This is a genomic window from Streptomyces virginiae (assembly GCF_000720455.1).
Classification (GTDB): domain Bacteria; phylum Actinomycetota; class Actinomycetes; order Streptomycetales; family Streptomycetaceae; genus Streptomyces; species Streptomyces virginiae.
This window is the reverse complement of the sequence record NZ_JOAK01000033.1, coordinates 21,247-42,716: the sequence shown is the minus strand read 5'-3', so window position 1 is coordinate 42,716 and position 21,470 is coordinate 21,247. Positions and strand designations below refer to the sequence as shown.

Sequence of the window (21,470 nt, the reverse complement as noted above, 5' to 3'; positions counted from 1 at the left end):
GGGACGAGCCTAATCCGCGACTGTCCCCTGTGGCAGGTCTGGGTGTGTACGGCCGGAAGCGTGGATCTCCGAGTCCGGAGCCCCTACCCCCCGTGGCACTCCGAGTAGGGCTTGCCCGAGGTGCACCAGCAGGGGGAGGTGGGGGTGGGGGGCCAGGGGGTGGCTTTGCCTCGGGCCGCCAGGGTCGTGGCGTATTCGGCCAGGAGGCTGGGGGAGGCCGGGGAGGTCTTCTCGGAGGCCGCGAAGGCCTCGTACGAGGGGACGCTCGCCGTCACGATGCCGAGGTTGGTGGTGCCCGAGGCGGCGAGGGCGCGCAGGGAGGTCTCGATGTCGCGCAGGTGGGCCTCGTGCGACGCGTACTCCGAGCCGAGCGTCGGGTAGCTGGTCAGCAGCTCGGACAGTTCGCGCTGCGGCCAGTGGAGGATCGCCACCGGGAACGGGCGGGACAGGGCCGCGCGGCGGTCGCCCAGTTCGGCGCGCAGGCGGGCGATCTCGGCGCGCAGTTCGGCGGGGTCGTCGGAGCCCAGGGCCCAGATGCGCTTGGGGTCGTGGAGCTCGTCGAGCGGGATCGGGCCGATGTGGCGGGTGTCGGCCACCATGTCCCAGTCGTCGTGCGGACGCCCGAGGAGGCGGCGTACCCGGTGGCGGCCCGTCAGGAGGGCGGTGGTGGCCGGGGTGAGCGGGGTCGAATCCGCGATCAGCAGCGTGGCGGCCTGGGTGAAGCAGTCCTCCGAGGCCTCCAACTCGTCGTGCGCCTCCAGGGCTTCCGCGATGACCTCCCACGGGGCCGGGTCCTTGGGGGAGGCGTCGCGGATGCCCGAGATGAGGGCGCGTGCCTCGGCCTCGTGGCCGTACTCCCAGAGGTTCGCCGCCTGGAGGGCCTTGATCAGGTGGGGGTCGGACGGGGAGGAGGAGAGGAGTTGGTCGTACAGGGCGCTCGCCCGGTCCCGTTCGTCGGCCAGTTCGAGGTGGGCCGCGGCCTGGAGGAGCAAGGGCTCCTGGTCCTCGGGGTAGCGGGTCGCCGTGCGGATGAGGCGCTCGGCTTCGGCGATGTGCTCGGCAGGCGTGTCGGGGCGCATGGTTCACACCGTACTGCCGCTGGTCAGTTGACGGGGGAGGACTTAGGGTGCCGCCCGTGCGGGATCACATACCTGTGGTGGTTCAGGGGAGGGGCCGGCGGGCGCGTCGGGCCGGTCTCGTGGGGGTCCTGTGGGCGGCCGCCGAGCTGACCGTCACCGTGGGCGTGGTGGTGTTGTTGCTGGTGGTGCACCAGGTGTGGTGGACCAACCGGCAGGCCGTGGCCGCTGCGCGGGAGGAGGTACGGGCACTGGAGCGGGCCTGGGGGGACGATCCCGGCTCCGGTCCTTCCCCGTCCGAGCCGCCGCTCGATTCGCGTCCGTCCCTGTCTCCCTCTCCGTCTCCGTTTTCGTCCGCGTCGGCTTCTTCCTCCTCCCCTTCGTCGCCTGCGGCCCGGCCCGCCGCCGGGCCGTCGGCGGTGCGGGAGCGGGCGTACGCCGTGCTGCGCATTCCGCGTCTCGGCCTGGTCGTGCCCGTCGCGCAGGGCATCGACAAGCGGGCGGTCCTCGACAAGGGCTACGTCGGGCAGTACCCCGGGACCGCCGGGCCCGGCGCGCAGGGGAACTTCGCGCTGGCCGGGCACCGCAACACCCACGGCGAGCCGTTCCGGTACGTCAACCGGCTGCGGGCGGGCGACGAGCTGATCGTCGACATGCGGGGGCGCAGGTACACGTACGTGGTGGGCAGGACCCTGAGCGAGACGACGGAGCGGGACACCGGGGTGATCGCGCCGGTGCCGCGGAGCGTGGTGAAGCCGGGGTACGGATACAGCGAGCCGGGCGCGTACATCACGCTGACCACCTGCACGCCCGAGTACAGCTCGAAGTACCGGCTGGTGGTCTGGGGGACCCTCCGGCCCGGACCCTGACCCCGCCCCCTGTTGTCGGCGGGCCCGGTTACCATCGATCGGGAACAGGGTTTCGAGAACGCCGAGCGGAGAGGGGGAGGTTCGATGGCCAGGCCGCGACGCGACGTCGTCCCGTTCGCCCGGATCGCCCGGGCCCTCTCCGTGCTGCTCCCGCTCCTGGTGCTGGCCGGGGGAGCCCTCGGCCTGTTCGCCGGGGAGGGCGGGCTGGGCGCCGTGGTGGTCGCCCTCGCGGCGACCGTCGCCGCCGTCTCCGTCGGCGCCGAGGCGCTGGCCGCCGCCGCACGGCTCGTACGACCCGTGCCGCCGCACCGAATACGCACCGCGATCCGTGATCGCGAGCAGCGCACGGCGTTCCTGCCGCAGCGTGATCCCGATGCCTCGGGCCGGTCGCGGCCCAGGGCGCCCGGCCGTCTCGTCCCGACGGCCGCGTAGGGGCGCGCAGTACCTCTCGCCTTCTGCTGACTGATCACTGTTGTCGCCCCTCGCGGGTCGTCACGCCGAAATGCACCTCTTTTCGACGTTCGACGAGACCCCCGGAGGGCCCACGTGTCCGTTTTCACCCACCTTGTTGCTGAGCTGGGCCGGCTTCTGGAGCCGGCGCTGGCCGAGTCCGCGACCGCTGCCGCGATCGTGCTGTTCACCGTGCTCGTACGGCTCGCCCTGCACCCGCTGAGCCGGGCCGCCTTCCGCGGTGCGACCCCGGTGGCAGGCTGCCTGCCCCTGCTGCTGCAGCTGCCGGTGTTCTTCCTCATGTACCAGGCGTTCTCGTCGGGGGGCGAGCTGCTGAGCCACCGGCTGTTCGCCGCGCCGCTGGGGTCCCGGTGGACCGAGGCGCTCGGGGAGGGCGGCCCGTTCGGGGCGCAGGGGTCGGTGTTCCTCGCGCTGTTCGGGGCGATCGCGGTGGTGGCCGCGTGGAGTGCCGTGCGTGGGCGCCGGTCGGCTGCGGCTGCAGCGGAGGCCGCAGCGGCCGCAGCGGCGTCCGCCCCGAAGAAGAAGCCCGCCGGGGGTGCGGCTCTGCCCGAGCTGACCGCCGAGCAGCAGGAGGCCATGCGCAAGCTGGGCGGCGTACTGCCCCTGCTGTCCTTCGGGACGCTGATCACTGCCGCCGTGGTCCCGCTGGCCGCCGGGCTCTACCTGCTCACCACCACCGCCTGGGCGGTGGCGGAGCGGGCCTGGCTGGAGTACCGCAAGACGCGCGCCGCCGAGCAGCCGGCCGACGGAGCGATGCGTTCCACCCTGTGAACAGGGTCTTGCGGATTGGGTGGACATCTTGGAGGATCGACCAATCCTCCGATGGCCGCAACCCATCGTCCGGCCCGGGGCATGCCCATGGGTCGACCACCCACGACCACGGGAGAATGCCCATGAAGCTGCTGCGTGTCGGACCGGTCGGGTCGGAGCGCCCCGCGCTGCTCGACCAGGACGGGACTCTGCGGGACCTGTCCGGCCTGATCACGGATGTGGACGGCGCAGTGCTCGCCGACGACTCCGTGCTGTCCCGGGTACGGGCCGCGGCCGAGTCGGGTGAGCTTCCGGTCCTGGACGCCGAAGGGCTGCGGATCGGCGCGCCGGTCGGCCGCATCGGCAAGATCGTGGGCATCGGTCTGAACTACTTCGGGCACGCGGCGGAGATCGGCGCGGAGCCGCCGGCCGAGCCGATCCTCTTCCTGAAGGCCGCGGACACCGCGGGCGGCCCCGACGACACCGTCCTGATCCCGCGCGGCAGCGTGAAGACCGACTGGGAGGCCGAGCTCGGCGTCGTCATCGGCAGCACCGCCCGCTACCTCGACTCCGCGGAGCAGGGCCTGGCGCACGTCGGCGGCTACGTGCTGGTCAACGACGTCTCCGAGCGCGAGTTCCAGATCGAGCGCGGCGGCACCTGGGACAAGGGCAAGAACTGCGAGACCTTCACCCCGCTCGGCCCGTGGCTGGTCACCGCCGACGAGATCCCGGACCCGCAGGTCCTGGACGTGAAGCTGTGGGTCAACGGCGAGCTCAAGCAGGACGGCAACACCGCCGACCAGATCTTCCCGGTCGGCGAGGTCGTGCGGTACCTGAGCCGGTTCATGACCCTGTACCCGGGCGACGTCATCGTCACCGGTACGCCGGCCGGTGTGGCGATGGGCCAGCCGGAGCCGAAGCCGTACCTGCGGGCCGGCGACGTCGTGGAGCTGGAGATCGCGGGGCTCGGCCGTCAGCGCCAGGAGTTCAAGGGCGCGTAGCCGCGCCACGGGAGAAGCAGGGGGCGGGCGGGGCCGCCGCGATGGCGGCCCCGCCCGTTCCGCATGCCCGGGCGCGTGCTGAACGGGCGCGTGCTGAACGGGCGCGTGCTGAACGGGCGCATGCGGAACGGGTGCAGACACGTGCCCGTGACGTCACGCGGGCCCGTGCTCCGTGGTGACCGTCGTGACGGGAAGCTCGACCGCCACGCCCTCCTGGGACGACATGCGGGCCGCCTCCAGTACGTCGAGGCAGTGCGCGGCGTCGAGCGCCGTGACCGGGGCCGGCCCGCCCGTGCGCAGGGCGGCCGCCACCGCCGCGTAGTACGCCGGGTAGTCCCCCAGCTCGGTCGGCACGGGGGCGCCGCCGCCGGTCAGCGGTGACTCGCCCGAGCCCACCCGCCCCCACAGGTGCGGGGGCTCCTCGCCCCAGGGCAGCCGCCCGTCCGGCCGCAGCCCCTCGCGCAGGGCGCCCTCCTGCGGGTCCAGGCCGTACTTGACGTAGCCGGCCCGCGAGCCGAGCACGCGGAACCGCGGCCCGAGCTGGGCGGTGGTCGCGCTGACGTAGAGGTGGGAGCGGACCCCGTTCGCGTGGGTGAGGGCGATGAAGGTGTCGTCGTCGGTCTCGGCACCGGGGCGGCGCGCGTCGGTCTCCGCGTACACCCGTACGGCGGGCCCGAACAGCACGAGGGCCTGGTCGACGACGTGGCTGCCGAGGTCGTACAGCAGACCGCCGATCTCCTCCGGCGCGCCCGACTCGCGCCAGCCGCCCTTCAGTTGCGGGCGCCAGCGCTCGAAGCGGGACTCGAAGCGCTGGATCTCGCCGAGTTCGTCGTCGGCGAGGAGTCGGCGCAGGGTGAGGAAGTCGTTGTCCCAGCGGCGGTTCTGGAAGACGGAGAGGAAGGTTCCGCGCCGGTCCGCCAGGGCGGCGAGCGCCCGGGCCTCGGCGGCGGTGGCGGCGAGCGGCTTGTCCACGACCACCGGGATGCCGGCTTCGAGGGCGGTGGTGGCGAGCGGGACGTGCGTCTTGTTGGGCGAGGCGATGACGACGAGGTCGAGGTCGCGCTGCCACAGTTCGTCGGCGGTGGTGGCGGTGTGGACGTCGGGGAACTCCGCGCGGGCCTGGGCCTGCCGGGCCGGGTCGGAGGTGACGACCGTGTCGAGGACGAGTCCGTCCGTGGCGGCCACGAGGGGGGCGTGGAAGACGGAACCGGCGAGTCCGTAGCCGATGACACCGACGCGGAGCGGTGAGGATGGTGCGGTGGGGGCGGGGGTGCTCATGGAGACCACTTTGGCAACAGTGTTGCCGAAGTGCAAGGAGGGTGGACAATGGGCTGGTGGACAGTGGTAGCGGGAACAGCGGTCACGGTGGTCACGGCGGCCACAAGGATGCGCACGGTCGGCGTGGCGGGGTGAACCTGCCCGCGCTGCGCGGCCACAACGAGGCGCTGGTGCTGGAGCTGCTGCGCGGCGCCGGCCCGGCGGGCCTGGGCCGTACGGAACTCGCCGCCCGTACGGGACTCACCCCGCAGGCCGTCAGCAAGATCACGGCGCGGCTCGGCGCGGACGGCCTGGTCGCGGAGGCGGGCCGCGCCGCGTCCACCGGCGGCAAGCCGCGCACGCTGCTCCGGCTGGTGCCCGACGTGCGGCACGCGGTCGGAGTGCACCTGGACCGCGACGCGCTCAGGGCGGTACGGGTGGATCTGGCGGGCCGCGTCGTCGCCGAGAGCGGCGGCCCGCTCGACTTCGCGGCCGGACCGGAGGCGGCGGTGGAGGCGGTCGTACGAGCGGTCGGGCGGGTCGGCGCCCATGCCGGACCGCCGCTCGTGGGCGTCGGCGTGGCCGCGCCGGGGCCGCTCGACCACCGGGCCGGGGTGATGGGACGGGTGACGGGATTCCCGAGCTGGAAGGGCTTCCCGCTGAAGGGGGTGCTGGAGGGGCGGCTGGGCCTGCCGGTGCTGCTGGACAAGGACACCAACGCCGGTGCGGCCGCGGCCGCCGGGGCGTGGCTCCGGTCGACCTGGCCGGAGGCGGGGGCGGGAGCCGATGCCTATGCCGATGCCGGGCGTGGCGCGGGTGCGGGTGCGGGTGCAGGCGTGGGCGTGGGTCCGGGTGCGGGTGCGGATGTCGGGCCGGGTGTGGGCGCGGGTGGCGACGTCCTGCTCGGCGGTGGACCCCGTACGTGCGTGTACCTGCACGTCGGGACCGGGCTCGGCGCGGGACTGTGGCTGGGCGGCGGGGTCTACCGGGGTGCCCGTTCGGCGGCGGGGGAGTTCGGCCATCAGGTGCTCCTGCTGGACGGGCCGCCGTGCCGGTGCGGGGCGCGCGGCTGCGTGGAGGTGCTGTGCCTGGAGGCGGTGGCCCGAGGTGATCTTCCCGCGGCGGCACGGATCGTGGGCGAGGCCGCGGCCAACCTGGTCGCGCTGCTGGACGTGGACCGTGTGCTGCTCGGCGGGCGGGTGGTGGCGGCGGCGCCGGACGTCTTCGTGGCCGGTGTCGGAGCCGTACTCGCGGCCCGCGCGCTGGATCCGGCTCGGCCGGTGGTCGCCCTGGCGGGGGCGGGTGTGGCGGAGGGGGCGGCGGAGATGGCGCTGGCGCCGCTGTTCGGGCGCGGGTAGGGATGCGGCTCCGCCGCGGGGTCGGTGTCCGGGTGCGGCGCCGTTGCGGGGGCGCTGCCCCCGGGCCCCCGCGCCTCAAACGCCGGCGGGGCTGGAGTGTGCGGCGGGGCTGAAAGAGCGGGGCTCCGCCCCCGCCCCCGCGCCTCAAACGCCGGCGGGGCTGGAGTGTGCGGCGGGGCTGAGAGAGCGGGGCTCCGCCCCCGGCCCCGCGGCTCAAACGCCGGCGGGGCTGGATGGTGCGGCCGGGGTGGGGGTGGGTGGTCGGGCTGGTGGGGGTTGACGCGTGGGCTGTTCGGGCGTAAACCGGGATGACTCAGGCGTGGTGCGCGGTGAGGGCTCGCGCGGGCGTGGCAGGGTGCGGGCAGGCCGGGGTGATGGTCACCTCGTCCGACCATCGTCCTGTCCGGCGAGCAGCGAAGGTCTTCCATGCGACTGCGCAAAGCCCTTGCCCTCACCGCCTTCGTCTCCGCCGCCCTGGCCGCCACCACCGCGTCCCCCGCCGGTGCGGACATCGGCACCGGTGGCGGTGCCCGCCCCGCTCCCGCCGCTCCATCCCGCGTCCAGGCCACCTGCGGGGACGGCAAGAGTTCCGCGTTCCCCATCGGGGCGCGCATCCGCGGCGGTCCGGCCGTGTACCGCACCGGCGGCGAGCCGCAGACCTGGTTCCTGGACCTGACCAACACCACGAACTCCGAGTGCAAGGCCATCCACCCCGTCGTCGTCCTCACCGACAAGGCCCGCGCCCTGCGCCCCGCCCACCTGCGGATGGAGTTCGAGGCCCCGGGCGGCACCCTGCCCGCCGGCCTGGAACGCAGCGACCGGGACGAGATCATCGCCGTCTTCGACGGCGGCGACGCCTTCCCCGGCTTCACCGTCGGCCCGGGCGGCACCCGGACCGTCAAGGTCAACCTCGCCTTCGCCCCCGACGCCCCCACCGGCGAGGTCGTCGCCGACGCCGCGCTCGTCCAGCGCAAGGGCGACGACGGGGACTGGATCGGCGAGGCCGGCGGCTACCGCTTCTCCGTCGAGCAGTCCGAGGACCCGGTCGAGGCGGGCTCCCTCGCCCACACCGGTCTGCGTGAGTGGGTGTCCGGGGCGGGGGCCGTGGCCGCCCTCGCCGCCGGTGGCGGCCTCCTGCTCGGTGCCCGCCGGCTCCGCACCCGTGCCTCCTCCCGCGGCCACTGACCTCGACCGCCCCCCGCGCCCAGAGTCCGACCCCGCCTCCCGCCCCGGAGCGCCGGAACCCCGTACGGCCCTCCCGGCCACCCCGCATAGAGTCCCGTTGTGGAAAAGAACCTCCAGGGTCACCGCCCCGGCTCTCCCGTGCGGTCCGGTATCCCCGAGCACGGCCGCATCCCCAAGTACTACGCCGTCAAGGCCCGGATCGCCGCGCTCCTCGACGAGCTGGGCGAGGGCGGGACGCTGCCCACCGAGCGGGATCTGGCCGAGCGGTACGAGGTGTCCCGCGAGACCGTCCGGCAGGCCCTGCGCGAACTGCTGCTGGAGGGCCGCCTGCGGCGCTCCGGCCGCGGGACCGTCGTCGCCGGACCCAAGCTGGAACAGCCGCTCTCCCTCGCCAGCTACACCGAGGGCGTACGCCGCCAGGGCCGCCGACCGGGCCGGCAGCTGATCGGCCTGGAGCAGTTCCCCTGCCCGCCCGACCTGGCGCCCGGCATCGGCGCCGAACCCGGCGAGCCCGTCTGGCACCTGGAGCGGGTCCTGCTCGCCGACGACGAGCGCGTCGGCCTGGAGAGCACCTACATCCGGGTGGCGCGGGCCCCGCGCCTGGACGCCGATTTCCAGCCGGACTCCTCCTTCTACGGATACCTCCGCGACAGCCTCGGCATCTCCTTCGGCGAGGCCGACGAGAAGCTGGAGACCGTGCTCGCCACTCCCCGCGAGGCGCTGCTGATCGGCACCCCGCCGGCCCTGCCCATGCTGCTCATCCACCGCTTCTCGCGGGACCAGGACGGCCGGCCCCTGGAACGGGTGCGTTCGCTCTACCGTGGCGACCGGTTCAGCTTCACGACCCGGCTGCGCGCCGAATAGCCCCACAACAAACCGCCCCTGATCCATTGAAAAGGGGCGTAGTGAGGTCACGAACAGATAACGGGTCTAGTCCAAGCGTCGAGGGCTGTTCACCGGCGCGTCGCCGGACCGATCCTTCGGGGCCACGGGCCGCGCCCACCGTTGGCGGCGTGAGAGTCATAGTCGTCGGAGGCGGCGTGGTCGGCACCATGCACGCCTGGCAAGCAGTCGAACGCGGCCACGAGGTCGTCCAGATCGAGCGGGAGGCGGAGGCGCGCGGCGCGTCACTGCGCAATTTCGGCCAGATCTGGATCAGTGGACGGGCCGGGGGAGAGGAGCTCGACACCGCCCTGCGGGCCCGCGAGCTGTGGGAGCGCATCGGCGCGGAGGTGCCCGGACTGGGCTTCCGCGCCATCGGCTCCCTCACTCCCGTCCGCAACGCCCGCGAGTACGCCGTCGCCGAGGCGGCCCTGGCCCGACCGGACGCCGCCGCCCGCGGCTACGAGCTGGTCGGCGCCGAGGAGGCGCGCAGGATCAACCCGGCCCTGCGCGGTGAGTTCGAAGCCGCCCTGTGGTGCGAGCGGGACGCGGCCGTCGAACCGCGCACCGCCCAACTGCACCTGCGCGAGGCCCTGAAGGCCCGGGCGGGCGACCGCTACACCTTCCTCCCCGGCCGCGAGGTCCGCGAGGTCACCGGCCCCGGCGCGGTCCGCGACGACCACGGCGACGTCCACCGCGGCGACGCCGTGGTCCTCGCCACCGGCGCCTGGCTCTCCGGCCTGGTCCGCGAACTCGCCCCCGACCTGCCCGTGCGCCGCGTACGGCTCCAGATGATGCAGACCGCCCCGCTCGGCGAGGAGCTCACCACCTCCGTCGCGGACGCCGACAGCTTCCGCTACTACCCCGCCTACCGCTCCGCCGCCCTCGACGAACTGAACGCCGCACAGGCCCAGTCGCCGATCGCCGCCGCGCACAAGATGCAACTGCTGATGGTCCAGCGCCGGGACGGTGGCCTGACCATCGGCGACACCCACGAGTACGAGCACCCCTTCGCCTTCGACACCCTCGAAGACCCCTACGAGCACCTCACCGAGGTGGTCGAGTCCTTCCTCGGCCGCCCCCTGCCGAAGATCAGGCACCGCTGGGCCGGCGTGTACGCGCAGTGCACCGACACCACCCGCGTCGTCCACCGCCAGCAGGTCGCCGACGGCGTCTGGCTGGTGACCGGACCCGGCGGACGCGGCATGACCTGCTCGCCGGCCATGGCCGAGACCACCGCGAACGAACTGGGCTGGTAAGTCTGATGACCGACACCACCAACACCACCACCACCACCACCACCAACACCACCGCCATCGCCACCACCACCGACGCGCGCCGGCTGGTCGTCCTCGACATGGCCGGCACCACCGTCGCCGACGGCGGCCTCGTCGAGCGCGCCTTCGAACGGGCCGCCGAGCGCCTCGGCGTCGAACCCGGCACCCCCGACCACACCGAGAAGCTCCGGTACGTCCTCGCCACCATGGGCGAGTCCAAGATCTCCGTCTTCCGCCACCTCTTCGGCACGGAGGAACTCGCCCGGCGGGCCAACTCCGCCTTCGAGGAGGCGTACGGGGAGCTCGTCGACGGCGGTCTCGTCACCGCCCTCCCCGGCGCCCGCGCCGCGATCGAGGAGCTCCGTGCCGACGGCCGGACCGTCGCCCTGACCACCGGCTTCGCCCGGGTCACCCAGGACGCCATCCTCGACGCACTCGGCTGGCAGGACCTCGCCGACCTGACCCTCTGCCCCGCCGACGCGGGCGGCCGCGGCCGGCCCTACCCCGACATGGTGCTGACCGCGTTCCTGCGCACCGGCGCCGTGGCCGACGTGACCGACGTCGTGGTCGTCGGCGACACCGCCTACGACATGCTCAGCGGGCGGCGCGCCGGCTCCGGGACCGTGGCCGGGGTCCTCACCGGCGCCCACGACCGTCCGACGCTGACGCGGGGCGGCGCCACCCACGTCCTCGACTCCGTCGCCGAACTCCCCGCCCTCCTCCTGGAGTCGGCGTGAGCGGCATCCGCTTCGACGGGGTCTGCGTCGCCTACGACGGCAACACCGTCCTGGACCGCCTGGACCTCACCGTCGAACCGGGCGAGGTCATGGCACTGCTCGGACCCTCCGGGTCGGGCAAGACCACCGCCCTGCGCGCAGTCGCCGGCTTCGTACGGCCCGTCGCGGGCCGGGTCCTCATCGGCGGCCGGGACGTCACCGCGCTCCCGCCGCACAAGCGCGGCATCGGCATGGTCGTCCAGCAGTACGCGCTCTTCCCGCACATGCGGGTCGAGGACAACGTCGCCTTCGGCCTCAAGGCCCAGAAGGCGCCGAAGTCCGAGATCCCGGGACGAGTCGCCGAGGCCCTGGAGATGACGGGCATGGCCGCCTACGCCCGGCGCTACCCGCGCGAGCTGTCGGGCGGCCAGCAGCAGCGGGTCGCCATCGCCCGCGCCCTCGCCATCCGCCCCGGCGTCCTCCTGCTGGACGAACCGCTCTCCGCCCTCGACGCGCAACTGCGCTCAGGGATGCTCGCCGAACTGGCCCGGCTGCACCGCGAACTGCCTGACGTGTCCATCCTGTACGTCACCCACGACCAGGTGGAGGCGCTCACGCTGGCCGACCGGATCGCCGTCATGGACCGGGCCCGGCTGCAGGACTGCGGAACACCGCAGGAGCTGTACCGGGCCCCGCGCACCGAGTTCACCGCGTCGTTCGTCGGCAACGCGAACCTGCTGCCGGTCACGGTGGCGGACGGCGGTGCGGTCTTCGAGGGCCGGGCGCTGACCCTCGACCGGGGGCGCGCGGCGCCGGGCGCCGCGGCCACCCTGTGCGTACGTCCGCACCTGCTCGGCCTCGGCGCCGGACCGAACGCGCTGAGCGGCACCATCGCCGAGGTGCAGTGGCGGGGCTCGACGCACCGGCTGTACGTCGACGTCGACGGGCACCGGCTGAAGGCGGACCTGCCCGAACTGCGGGAGACGCCCGCGCTGGGGGACCGGGTCACGCTGCACTTCGAGCCGCGGGACGCCGTCCTGCTGGCTGCGGGGGTGTCCCGTGCCTGACGCCTCGCGGCGAGCCCTGCCGCCCCACCCGTCGGACCAGCCCCCTGCGGCCGCGCGCCCCCGGGGCTCCGCCCCGGACCCCGCGCCTCAAACGCCGGCGGGGCTGGGAGTGCGGGGCTCCGCCCCTAACCCCGCGCCTCAAGCGCCGGCGGGGCTGGGAGTGCGGGGCTCCGCCCCTAACCCCGCGCCTCAAACGTCGGCGGGGCTGGGAGTGCGGGGCTCCGCCCCTAACCCCGCGCCTCGAACGCCGGCGGGGCTGGGGGCCCCGGAAGGGGACGGGGAGGGGTGGGCGGTGCCGCGCAGCGTGTGGGCGCTGCCGCCCGTCGTCGTGCTCGCGGTGCTGTTCCTCTATCCCCTCGCGCTGGTCGTGCAGCAGTCCCTCACCCCCGACAACGGCGGCGGCGCCTTCGACGCCTATGCCCGGGTCTTCGGGTCGCGGGCCTTCCTCGACGCCCTGGGGACCACCGTCTGGCTGGCCGTCGGAGCCACCCTCGGCTGCCTGGTCCTGGGGTTCACGCTCGCGCTGGTCATCGCCTTCGTACCCTTCCCCGGCGCCCGCGCCGTCGCGAAGTTCATCGACGTGTTCCTCTCCTTCCCCTCCTTCCTCATTACCCTCGCCCTCCTCTTCGTCTACGGCACCGTCGGCATGGCCAACGGCCTCGTCACCGAGTTCACCGGGGCCGCCGAGGGGCCCTTCCACTTCCTGACCACCCCCTGGGGCGTCCTGCTCGCGGAGATCACGTACTTCACGCCCTTCGTGATCCGTCCCCTCCTCGCCGCCTTCTCCCAGCTGGAAACCGCCCAGCTGGAGGTCGCCGCGGGACTCGGCGCGCGCCCCGCCCGCATCGTCCGCCGGGTGATCCTTCCCGAGGCCCTCCCCGCCCTCGGCGCCGGCGGCAGCCTCGTCCTCGTCATGTGCCTCAACGAGTTCGGGATCGTCCTGTTCACCGGGGCCAAGGACGTCACGACCCTGCCGATGCTCATCTACGGCAAGGCCATCCTCGAATCCGACTACCCGGCCGCCTGCGTGGTCGCCGTCGTCAACATCGCGATCTCCGTCGGCCTGTTCGGCCTCTACCGGGTGGTGAGCAAGCGTGCTGGTGCATAGCAGGGCCGGCCGCTGGGCCGCCTGGGGCCTCTTCGGCCTCCTCTTCCTGCCCCTCTTCGCCCTGCCCCTGCTCGTCGTGGTCGCGGCGTCCTTCGCCACCTACTGGTCCGGCGCCCTCCCCTCCGGCCCGACCACCGCGAACTACGCGGCCGCCGTACGCGGCGAATCCCTCCAGGCCCTCACCACCAGCCTGATCACCGCCGTCGCCGCCAGCCTCCTCGCGCTCACCGTCGGCACCTGGGCCGCGCTGGCCGGGGCCGCGCTGCGCCGGCGGGGCAAGCGACTGCTGGACGCGCTGTTCATGCTGCCCGTCGCCGTGCCGTCCGTGGTCGTCGGCCTCGCCGTGCTCGTCGCCTTCAGCCGCCCGCCCGTCCTGCTCAACGGCACCGGCTCGATCGTCGTCCTGGCGCACACCGTCCTCGTCACCGCGTTCGCCCACCGGTCGGTGTCGGCCGCGATCGTCCGCCTCGACCCCGCCTACGAGCAGGCGGCCGCCTCCCTGGGCGCCCGCCCCGCGTACGTGCTGTGGCGGGTCCGGCTCCCCCTCCTGCTGCCGTCCCTCACGGCCGCGGCCGGCCTCTGCTTCGCCCTGTCCATGGGCGAGCTGAGCGCCACGATGATGCTCTACCCCCCGGACTGGACGCCCCTCCCGGTCCGGATCTTCACCGCCACCGACCGCGGTTCGCTCTTCAGCGGCTCCGCCGTCGCGGTGGTCCTGATGGCCACCACCCTGCTGGTCCTGCTGGCCGTCTCCCGCATCCGCACCAGGGCCTCGTACCGCTGACCCCCGCAGCACCCCACCGCGCACCGACCTCCGCCGACTCCCCTTCCCCGTAAGGAAGTTCCATGCCCAGAACGCTCGCGCTCCGCAGCGCCGCCGCCGTCACCGGCAGCCTCGCCCTCACCCTGTCCCTCACCGCCTGCGGCGGATCCTCCCCGGCCGGCCCGGCCGACTCCGAGGGCGCCGGGAAGGTCGTCACCGTCTACAGCGCCGACGGCCTCAAGAGCGAGAAGGGCGACGGCTGGTACGACCGGGTCTTCGCCGACTTCACCAAGAAGACCGGCATCGAGGTCAAGTACGTCGAGGGCGGCTCGGGCGAGATGGTGCAGCGCGCCGTCCGCGAGAAGACCAACACCCAGGCCGACGTACTGATCACCCTGCCGCCCTTCATCCAGCAGGCCGACGGCAAGGGCCTGCTCCAGCCCTACGTGCCCCAGGGCGCCGACAAGGTCAACGGCGCGGACAAGTCCACCGACGGCAAGTGGACCTCGGTCGTCAACAACTACTTCGGCTTCGTCTACAACAAGAAGGAACTCCCCGAGGCCCCCAGGACCTGGGAAGAGCTGCTGGACGGCCGCTACAAGGGCAAGCTGCAGTACTCCACCCCGGGCGTCGCGGGCGACGGCACCGCCGTCCTCATCAAGTCGATGCACGACTTCGGCGGCAAGGAGCCGGCGATGGAGTACCTGAAGAAGCTCCAGGCCAACAACGTCGGCCCGTCCTCCTCCACCAGCAAGCTCGCGCCCAAGACCGACAAGGGCGAGCTGCTCGTGGCCAACGGCGACGTCCAGATGAACTTCGCACAGTCCAAGTCCATGCCGAACCTGGGCATCTGGTTCCCCGCGAAGGAGGGCGGCAGGCCCACCACCTTCGCCCTGCCCTACGCGGCGGGCCTGGTCGCCAAGGCCCCGCACTCCGACAACGGCAGGAAGCTCCTCGACCACCTGCTCGGCGAGGAGGCGCAGAAGCTGGTCAGCGAGGTCGGCGGCGGCTTCCCGGCCCGCACCGACGTCAAGCCCACCGACGCCAACGCCGTCGAACTCACCAGGCTCATGACGGGTGTCGAGATCTTCGAGCCGGACTGGGCGGACATCGACAAGAACTTCACCGCCTACGTGGACGCGTGGAAGTCGGCAACCGGAAGCTGACTGGTTGCTTCCAGGTCACCCTCCCGGTCACCCACGCCGGGCAGAGTGTCCCGTACATAACGGGTCTGGACCGAAGACCGCACCTCCGGTCCGGGCCCGGCGCACGTCCCCAGCGCCTTTCCCACGATCACTCCCGGAGGAGTTCGTGTCCCCTGCCGTCCCCGCCGGACGCATCCTCGCCGCGGCCGCCACCGCCACCGCCCTGCTCGCCGCCCTCTCCGCCCACCCCGCCGCCGCGGCCGCCACCACCGACAAGGTCCTCGTCATCGGCGTCGACGGTGCGGTCCTGGACCGCGTCAAGGCCGCCAACGCCCCCTACCTGCAGGGCCTGATGGCCCAGGGGCTGACCGCCCGCAGCCCCCTCTACGCGAACCCGATGGCCGCCACCTCCTCGGGCCCCGGCTGGTCCACCATCGCCACCGGGGTCTGGCCCGACAAGCACGGGGTGAAGGACAACTCCTTCACCGGGAAGAACTACGCCGCCCACCCGGACTTCCTCACCCGCATCGAGAACGCCAAGCCGGCGCTCAACACCTACGCGGCCGCCGACTGGGAGCCCATCACCTCCACCGACCACAACGGTCCGATCTTCTCCGCCAAGGTCGACAAGCGCCTCTCCCTCAAGGGCGACCGTGACGGCTACCGGGGCGAGGACCCGAAGGTGGCCGCCGCGGCCGCCGCCGAACTGCGCGGCCAGAACCCGGACGCCGCCTTCGTCTACCTCGGCGAGATCGACGCCGCCGGACACTCCTACGGCGCCGCCAGCCAGCAGTACCTCGACGCCGTCGCCCGCGTCGACGCCCTGGTCGGCCAGCTCCTCACCGCCGTCCAGAACCGCCCCACCTACGGCCAGGAGAACTGGAAGGTCCTGGTCACCACCGACCACGGCCACACCCCCTCCGGCGGCCACGGCGGCTCGACCACCGCCGAGCGCGGCACCTTCGTCATCGCCAAGGGCGCCGGGATCCCGGCCGGTTCGGTCCGTGACGACGTCAAGCTGTCCGACGTGGCCGCGACCGCCCTCGCCCAGGTCGGCGTCAGCACCTCCGGCCTCGACGGCGCCCCGCTCGGCGCACCGGGCACCGACCCCTTCGACACCGTACGCCCGGGCCTGCAGGCCCGCGTGGACGAGACGGGCATCCCCGCCGGGGTGAAGGGCTTCACGCACACCCCGCCCGCCGGCTGGTCCCTCGACAACTCCAAGATGGGTACCGGCGGTGTCACCGAATGGGCCGGCTGGGCCTTCGCGACCGACGAGTTCTGGACCCAGTCGCAGCGCGACCAGTGGCGCGAGCTGAACGTCCGCTCCCGTGACGTCTTCGCCGTCGCCGACTCCGACGAGTGGGACGACAAAGCCCACACCGGCACCTTCGACTCCACCCTCGTCACCCCCAAGTGGGCCGTCGCGGGCGGCAGCACGCGCACCCTCACCTTCCAGACGCACTACCGCCACGAGGCCGGCCAGACCGCCCAGGTCCTGGTCTCCTACGACGGCGCCGCCCCGACGGTGGTGAAGACCTACACCGCCGACGCCGTCGCCAAGGCCGAGTCCCTCGCGCTCCAGGTCCCGGCCGGCGCCACCGACGTCCAGGTCCGCTTCCGCTACAGCGGCGACAACAACTGGTTCTGGACCGTCGACAACGTCCGACTGGGCTGATCCGGCCCCCGGAGTCCGGGCTGTGGACGGCAGGGACGCCCACAGCCCGGCCCGGATAGGGTGGGGAACAGGTGGTACAGACCAGCAGTCGAGGTCGCAGGTCAGCGAGAGCGGAGAGCAGTCCAGTGGCAGAGCGCAAGCCGATCGAATCGTGGCTCACCGACATGGACGGGGTCCTCATCCACGAGGGCACCCCGATCCCCGGCGCCGATGCCTTCATCAAGAGGCTGCGCGAGTCCGGCAAGCCCTTCCTGGTGCTGACCAACAACTCCATCTACACCCCCCGCGACCTCCAGGCCCGCCTGTCGCGCATGGGCCTGGACGTCCCCGTCGAGAACATCTGGACCTCCGCCCTGGCCACGGCGAAGTTCCTCGACGACCAGCGCCCGGGCGGCACGGCGTACGTCATCGGCGAGGCCGGTCTGACCACCGCCCTGCACGACATCGGCTACATCCTCACCGACCACGAGCCCGACTACGTGGTGCTCGGTGAGACCCGGACGTACAGCTTCGAGGCCATGACCAAGGCGGTCCGCCTGATCAACGCCGGCGCCCGCTTCATCTGCACCAACCCCGACGAGACCGGCCCCTCCACCGAGGGCCCGCTCCCGGCCACCGGCGCCGTCGCCGCCCTGATCACCAAGGCGACCGGCAAGCAGCCGTACTTCGCGGGCAAGCCGAACCCGCTGATGATGCGGACCGGCCTCAACGCCATCGGCGCGCACTCCGAGACCAGCGCCATGATCGGCGACCGGATGGACACCGACGTGCTGGCCGGTCTGGAGGCGGGCATGCAGACCTTCCTCGTCCTGACCGGTCTGACCACCGAGCAGGACACCGAGAAGTTCCCGTACCGCCCGACCAAGACGGTCGCCTCGATCGCGGATCTGGTCGACCTGGTCTGACGGGGTGCGCACCCGCGTCGTAGGGCCGTACGGGCGTAGCGCGTTTGGGGCGTACGGCTGACACGTACGGCGCCGCTCCGGATGCGGAGCGGCGTACCGCGCGTGAATCTCCTTGTCGAGGAGGTTCACCATGCGCAGTGTTCCGATCGCTGTCCGCACCGCCGCCGTGGCCGCCGTACTGGCGGCGTGCTCCGCGGTGGCCGCGCCCGCCGCCCTTGCGGGCGAGGAGGACCGCGGAGACCGCGGAGACCGCGGAGACCGCGGCAGCATCGCCGTCGACCCGAGCCCGGCCCCTCCCGGAGCGCAGGTCAAGCTGCGTGTCCAGGGATGTGACGGCAACCGTGGAGTGGCCAAGTCCGCCGTCTTCGTGGCGGACGCGGACCTCTACGGGCGGGACGGCGGGCGTCGCAGCCCGCTCTACGGCGACGCGATGATCAGCTCGCACGCCTCGCCCGGATGGCACGCCGTCCGGGTGTACTGCGACGGCGACGAGAAGTTCACCGGCTCGGTCCAGATCTCCGAGTACCGGCACCCCTCGCACCACGCCTCGCCGATCTGGCCCGTCCACGCGGGCGGCGGCGGCATGGCGGACCGCCCGGCGCAGGCCCCCGGCCTGGTCACCGCGGCGAAGAAGGAGCACGGGGGCGACGGTCCGGGGACGCCGCACACCGTGATCGGTGCCGTGCTCGCCGCGGTGGCCACGCTGGCCGTCGCCGGCCGGGCGCTGACCCTGCGCCGCCGCCGCAGCGGCGAGTGAGGGGACGGGCGTCGCGTGAGCGAGTGGCGGACGGACGAGGCAAAGGCCTCCGCCGGGGGCCGGCTGCTGACCTTCGCGGCCTGGTCGGTTCTGGTGCTGGGCCTGTGGCTGTGGGGCCGTGAGCTCACCGTGGCGCCGGCCCCGCTTCCCGGGCAGGCCGGCGGGGCGGTGGGCGCGGGGCTGCCGGCCGCGCACGCCCCCGTCGCCGGGTCCCTGCCGCAGCGCGTCGACGTGCCGTCCATAGGCATCCAGGCCCCGGTGGTGTCCCGGGGCCTGGACAAGGACGGCGCGATCGAGCCGCCGTCGTACGACAGCCCGGGCACGGTGGGCTGGTGGGGCCAGGGCGTGCAGCCGGGGGCGGCGGGGACGGCGCTGATGGTGGGACACGTGGACACGCGGTCCAAGCCGGCGGTCTTCTACGGCCTGAGTTCGGCGCAGGCGGGTGACAAGGTGCGCGTGGTGCGGGCGGACGGTTCCGTCGCCGAGTTCACGATCGAGGACGTACGGGTCTACGAGCGCGCGGCCTTCGACGCGCACAAGGCGTACGGTCCGCGGGTCGCGGGCCGCGCGGAGCTGCGGCTGGTGACCTGCGGTGGCACCTACGACAAGGCGGCCAAGGAGTACACGGCGAACGTGGTGGTCTCCGCCTACCTGACGGGCGTGGGAGCCCGCCCGGGCACGTCGGCGTGACCATCGGTGACCAGGAACGAAGAAGCCCCTCACAGCTTTCGCTGTGAGGGGCTTCCTCCGTCTGTGCGCCGCCAGGGACTCGAACCCCGGACCCGCTGATTAAGAGTCAGCTGCTCTAACCAACTGAGCTAGCGGCGCTTGCTGACAGAGAAAACTCTACCCCACCTCCGCGGGTGCTCGTGACCAGCCACGCCCGCCTTGTCCGATTAACCCATGTTTGAGGGGTTTATCGTGCACGATATGTCTGCGCCGACCGCATCTGATGCTTTATCAGCTGCGGCCCCGGTCGACCACTGGAACAGCAGGGGAGTGGACGGAACCGCATGACGATGCAGCCCCCGACGCATGTGCAGATGCCGATGCCCGCTTTCGAGGAGTACGAGCCCGCGGGCGACTGCGTGTGCCGGGGATGCGCCCAGCGCCGCCGTGCCCTCGCCCGGGACCGCGCCATACCGCTCCGGGACGGGGGGCACCCCGCCGCGCGCGGGGCGCGGCGGGCGCTGGTCCTCGCCACCGCCGCCGGAGTGGTCTTCGGCGGTGGCGGCGCCACGGCGGTCGCCCTGAGCGCACCGGCCACCGGGCCGGTGTCCCTCGACGACCCCGGCAGCCCGCAGGGCGGCCGCACCCCCCTGCACGGCCCGAAGGGCAAGCCGGGCAACCCCGGCGCCCCGGGCCGGCCCGGCGCCGTGAAGCGGATCGACCGCACGACGATCATCAACCGGGCGAAGCTGTGGCTGGACGCGCAGGTCCCGTACAGCATGTCCGAGTACTGGACGGACGGGTACCGGCAGGACTGCTCCGGCTACGTCTCCATGGCCTGGAACCTCGGCTCGAACGAGTGGACCGGCAGCCTCGACAAATTCGCCACCAAGATCACGAAGGATGAGCTGCTGCCGGGGGACATGCTGCTCTTCCACAACCCGGCGGACCCCAACAACGGCTCGCACGTGGTCCTCTTCGGCGGCTGGGTCGACCAGACGCGCACGCACTACGTCGCCTACGAGCAGACGCGCCCCACGACGCGGAGGCTGGCCACGCCCTACGGGTACTGGACCAACTCGGCGAAGTACGTCCCGTACCGGTTCAACGGGGTGACGGGCGGCATCGTCCCGCAGGTCCCGGGAGCCGTCCCCGTGCCCGCGCCCGTCCCCGAAGCGCCGGCGGCGGGGCCGAAGCCGGGCGACGCCGCCAAGACCTTCCCCGGCGCGGACAAGTTCGCCCCGGGCGCCACCAACGACCACGTGGCGCAGCTGGGCCGGATGCTGATCGAGCGCGGCGCGTACCGGTTCTACCCCAAAGGGGTGGCCGACCGGACGTGGAGCGACCACGACAAGCTCGCCACCCAGGCCTTCCAGCGCGCGCAGGGCTGGACGGGCGCCGACGCCGACGGCGTTCCGGGCGCGCACACCTGGCGCCTGCTCGTCGACAAGCAGGGCAAGAACATCCCGCCGACGGTGGGCGCGGCGCCCGGACCGGGCGGCGTACGGGCCTACCCCGGGGCCGCGGTGTTCCGCCCGGGCCGGTCCCACCCGGCCGTCGAGGCCCTCGGCCGGCAGCTGATGAAGAAGGGCTTCGGCAAGCACTACACGTCCGGTCCGGGCGCCCGCTGGAGCGAGGCGGACCGCCGCAACGTCGAGGCCTTCCAGCGCGCGCAGGGCTGGCGCGGGGCCGCGGCCAACGGCTACCCGGGCCCGGAAACCTGGCGCCGGCTGTTCGCATGACGGAGGTAACGATGTTCCCCACGCGCACCACCTCGACGACGGGCACCCTCCACGTTCCCCCCGCCGCCGCAACAGCCCCCACCACCTTCGGCTGGGCGACGACCGCCCACGCCCCGACCCCTGCCCCGGCGCCGGTGCCGGCCCCGGTTCCGGCGCAGGCCGGGGAGCCGCCGGCCGGGCCGGTACGGCACTGCACGCCCAGCGCGGCGTCGGTACCGGCGTCGGCCGGGCCGGCTTCACCCGCCGGGTACGCCGTCCCGTCACCGGCCCCGGCCGGGGACGCGTCGCCCCCTGCCCCCCGGGCGGCGGCCCCGGGCACCCTGCCGACGGGGCAGGACACCCCGGCCTCCGACCCGGCCCCCGACCCGACGGTGGTGTCCGTACCCCACCCCGTACCGGCGGAACGAGAGGCCGACCCGGAGCCGGCGTCGGCTGTCCGCACCGCGGATGCGCCGCTCCGGGCGGTGGAGCCGCGAACCGTTCCGGCGGGCGCGCCCGCGCCGCCCGGTGCGCAGGCACCGTCCCGCGCGGTGGAGCCACAGGCCGGACCGGGCTCCCGTTCGGGTGGCGTGTCGGGCCTGGTGGCGTCGGCGGAGGGCGGCCGGGCCTCCGGGCCGGTGTCCGGCTTTGCGCCGCGTGCCGCGGATGCGCCGCTTCCGGCGGCTGCCCCCGCACCGCCCGGCGCGCAGGCGTCACACCGTGCGGCGGAGCCGCAGGCCGGGACGGGCTCCCGTCCGGCGGTCGGGCCCGCCTCGGCGGAGCCTCAAGCCTGGCCGGGCTCCCGGGCGACGGCG

The 21,470-nt window shown here is 73.5% G+C and carries 20 protein-coding genes and 1 tRNA gene; 18 read left to right on the top strand and 3 right to left on the bottom strand.

Annotated features, from left to right (window positions below; all coding sequences use genetic code 11):
* Positions 1 to 83: 83 nt before the first annotated feature.
* A complete protein-coding gene (locus tag IG86_RS0132915; RefSeq protein WP_030901871.1) occupies positions 84 to 1,079 on the bottom strand; it encodes an SEC-C domain-containing protein in 996 nt (331 codons plus the stop codon).
* Positions 1,080 to 1,135: 56 nt separating this feature from the next.
* On the opposite strand from IG86_RS0132915, the gene IG86_RS0132910 reads away from it, so the two are divergent.
* The 4 genes from IG86_RS0132910 (at position 1,136) to IG86_RS0132895 (ending at position 4,167) form a co-directional block, all read left to right on the top strand.
* Entirely contained in the window at positions 1,136 to 1,945 is an 810-nt protein-coding gene (locus IG86_RS0132910) for a class E sortase (protein ID WP_385873563.1), read from the top strand.
* A gap of 84 nt (positions 1,946 to 2,029) precedes the next feature.
* On the top strand, positions 2,030 to 2,377 hold the full coding sequence (locus IG86_RS0132905) for a DUF6412 domain-containing protein (protein ID WP_030901867.1): 348 nt from the start codon (positions 2,030 to 2,032) through the stop codon (positions 2,375 to 2,377).
* A 114-nt stretch (positions 2,378 to 2,491) separates the two neighbouring features.
* Positions 2,492 to 3,187, top strand: coding sequence for a YidC/Oxa1 family membrane protein insertase (locus IG86_RS0132900; RefSeq protein WP_030818833.1), 696 nt, complete (start codon positions 2,492 to 2,494; stop codon positions 3,185 to 3,187).
* A 122-nt stretch (positions 3,188 to 3,309) separates the two neighbouring features.
* The gene (locus IG86_RS0132895; protein WP_030818834.1) at positions 3,310 to 4,167 is read left to right on the top strand and encodes a fumarylacetoacetate hydrolase family protein; all 858 of its coding nucleotides are present in this window, start codon (positions 3,310 to 3,312) and stop codon (positions 4,165 to 4,167) included.
* Positions 4,168 to 4,320: 153 nt separating this feature from the next.
* Here IG86_RS0132895 and IG86_RS0132890 read toward each other — a convergent pair whose 3' ends face one another.
* On the bottom strand, positions 4,321 to 5,445 hold the full coding sequence (locus IG86_RS0132890) for a Gfo/Idh/MocA family protein (protein ID WP_037943449.1): 1,125 nt from the start codon (positions 5,443 to 5,445) through the stop codon (positions 4,321 to 4,323).
* Positions 5,446 to 5,498: 53 nt separating this feature from the next.
* On the opposite strand from IG86_RS0132890, the gene IG86_RS0132885 reads away from it, so the two are divergent.
* From IG86_RS0132885 to IG86_RS0132820, 13 genes are all read left to right on the top strand, one after another.
* Positions 5,499 to 6,782 (top strand): ROK family transcriptional regulator, encoded by a 1,284-nt coding sequence (locus IG86_RS0132885; RefSeq protein ID WP_385873566.1) that lies wholly within the window; start codon positions 5,499 to 5,501, stop codon positions 6,780 to 6,782.
* Between the two features lie 426 nt (positions 6,783 to 7,208).
* Positions 7,209 to 7,967 (top strand): hypothetical protein, encoded by a 759-nt coding sequence (locus tag IG86_RS39345; RefSeq protein WP_051785546.1) that lies wholly within the window; start codon positions 7,209 to 7,211, stop codon positions 7,965 to 7,967.
* 99 nt (positions 7,968 to 8,066) lie between these two features.
* A complete protein-coding gene (locus tag IG86_RS0132870; RefSeq protein ID WP_030818842.1) occupies positions 8,067 to 8,831 on the top strand; it encodes a GntR family transcriptional regulator in 765 nt (254 codons plus the stop codon).
* Between the two features lie 149 nt (positions 8,832 to 8,980).
* Complete coding sequence (locus tag IG86_RS0132865; RefSeq protein WP_030901857.1) at positions 8,981 to 10,108, top strand: TIGR03364 family FAD-dependent oxidoreductase; 1,128 nt, start codon at positions 8,981 to 8,983, stop codon at positions 10,106 to 10,108.
* A 5-nt stretch (positions 10,109 to 10,113) separates the two neighbouring features.
* Entirely contained in the window at positions 10,114 to 10,863 is a 750-nt protein-coding gene (locus tag IG86_RS0132860; RefSeq protein WP_030901854.1) for a phosphonatase-like hydrolase, read from the top strand.
* A complete protein-coding gene (locus IG86_RS0132855) occupies positions 10,860 to 11,909 on the top strand; it encodes an ABC transporter ATP-binding protein (RefSeq protein ID WP_030818848.1) in 1,050 nt (349 codons plus the stop codon). The genes IG86_RS0132860 and IG86_RS0132855 overlap by 4 nt, the downstream gene beginning before the upstream one ends.
* Positions 11,910 to 12,165: 256 nt before the next feature.
* Positions 12,166 to 13,017, top strand: coding sequence for a 2-aminoethylphosphonate ABC transporter permease subunit (locus IG86_RS0132850; RefSeq protein WP_051785549.1), 852 nt, complete (start codon positions 12,166 to 12,168; stop codon positions 13,015 to 13,017).
* Positions 13,004 to 13,801: an ABC transporter permease gene (locus tag IG86_RS0132845; protein WP_030901851.1), complete on the top strand. Its 798-nt coding sequence runs from the start codon at positions 13,004 to 13,006 to the stop codon at positions 13,799 to 13,801. Before IG86_RS0132850 ends, IG86_RS0132845 begins: the two co-directional genes overlap by 14 nt.
* Before the next feature lie 62 nt (positions 13,802 to 13,863).
* Positions 13,864 to 14,946, top strand: a complete 1,083-nt coding sequence (locus IG86_RS0132840) for a 2-aminoethylphosphonate ABC transporter substrate-binding protein (RefSeq protein ID WP_030901848.1) — start codon at positions 13,864 to 13,866, stop codon at positions 14,944 to 14,946.
* Positions 14,947 to 15,091: 145 nt separating this feature from the next.
* Positions 15,092 to 16,603 (top strand): alkaline phosphatase family protein, encoded by a 1,512-nt coding sequence (locus IG86_RS0132835; RefSeq protein WP_276329204.1) that lies wholly within the window; start codon positions 15,092 to 15,094, stop codon positions 16,601 to 16,603.
* A 125-nt stretch (positions 16,604 to 16,728) separates the two neighbouring features.
* The gene (locus IG86_RS0132830; protein WP_030818858.1) at positions 16,729 to 17,508 is read left to right on the top strand and encodes an HAD-IIA family hydrolase; all 780 of its coding nucleotides are present in this window, start codon (positions 16,729 to 16,731) and stop codon (positions 17,506 to 17,508) included.
* A gap of 130 nt (positions 17,509 to 17,638) precedes the next feature.
* Positions 17,639 to 18,265, top strand: coding sequence for a hypothetical protein (locus IG86_RS0132825; RefSeq protein ID WP_051785545.1), 627 nt, complete (start codon positions 17,639 to 17,641; stop codon positions 18,263 to 18,265).
* Between the two features lie 15 nt (positions 18,266 to 18,280).
* A complete protein-coding gene (locus tag IG86_RS0132820; RefSeq protein WP_030901841.1) occupies positions 18,281 to 18,955 on the top strand; it encodes a class F sortase in 675 nt (224 codons plus the stop codon).
* Between the two features lie 64 nt (positions 18,956 to 19,019).
* Here IG86_RS0132820 and IG86_RS0132815 read toward each other — a convergent pair.
* Positions 19,020 to 19,093 (bottom strand) — tRNA-Lys (locus tag IG86_RS0132815).
* A 215-nt stretch (positions 19,094 to 19,308) separates the two neighbouring features.
* Between IG86_RS0132815 and IG86_RS0132810 the strand changes: the two genes are divergently transcribed.
* Positions 19,309 to 20,676, top strand: coding sequence for a peptidoglycan-binding protein (locus IG86_RS0132810; RefSeq protein ID WP_030901839.1), 1,368 nt, complete (start codon positions 19,309 to 19,311; stop codon positions 20,674 to 20,676).
* The last annotated feature ends 794 nt before the right edge of the window (positions 20,677 to 21,470 follow it).

Bases quoted from the DNA above. Each gene is read 5' to 3' on its own strand.
- IG86_RS0132915 (WP_030901871.1), bottom strand. From the start codon at position 1,079: ATGCGCCCCGACACGCCTGCCGAGCACATCGCCGAAGCCGAGCGCCTC.
- IG86_RS0132905 (WP_030901867.1), top strand. From the start codon at position 2,030: ATGGCCAGGCCGCGACGCGACGTCGTCCCGTTCGCCCGGATCGCCCGG.
- IG86_RS0132895 (WP_030818834.1), top strand. From the start codon at position 3,310: ATGAAGCTGCTGCGTGTCGGACCGGTCGGGTCGGAGCGCCCCGCGCTG.
- IG86_RS0132890 (WP_037943449.1), bottom strand. From the start codon at position 5,445: ATGAGCACCCCCGCCCCCACCGCACCATCCTCACCGCTCCGCGTCGGT.
- IG86_RS39345 (WP_051785546.1), top strand. From the start codon at position 7,209: ATGCGACTGCGCAAAGCCCTTGCCCTCACCGCCTTCGTCTCCGCCGCC.
- IG86_RS0132860 (WP_030901854.1), top strand. From the start codon at position 10,114: ATGACCGACACCACCAACACCACCACCACCACCACCACCAACACCACC.
- IG86_RS0132840 (WP_030901848.1), top strand. From the start codon at position 13,864: ATGCCCAGAACGCTCGCGCTCCGCAGCGCCGCCGCCGTCACCGGCAGC.
- IG86_RS0132825 (WP_051785545.1), top strand. From the start codon at position 17,639: ATGCGCAGTGTTCCGATCGCTGTCCGCACCGCCGCCGTGGCCGCCGTA.
- IG86_RS0132810 (WP_030901839.1), top strand. From the start codon at position 19,309: ATGCCGATGCCCGCTTTCGAGGAGTACGAGCCCGCGGGCGACTGCGTG.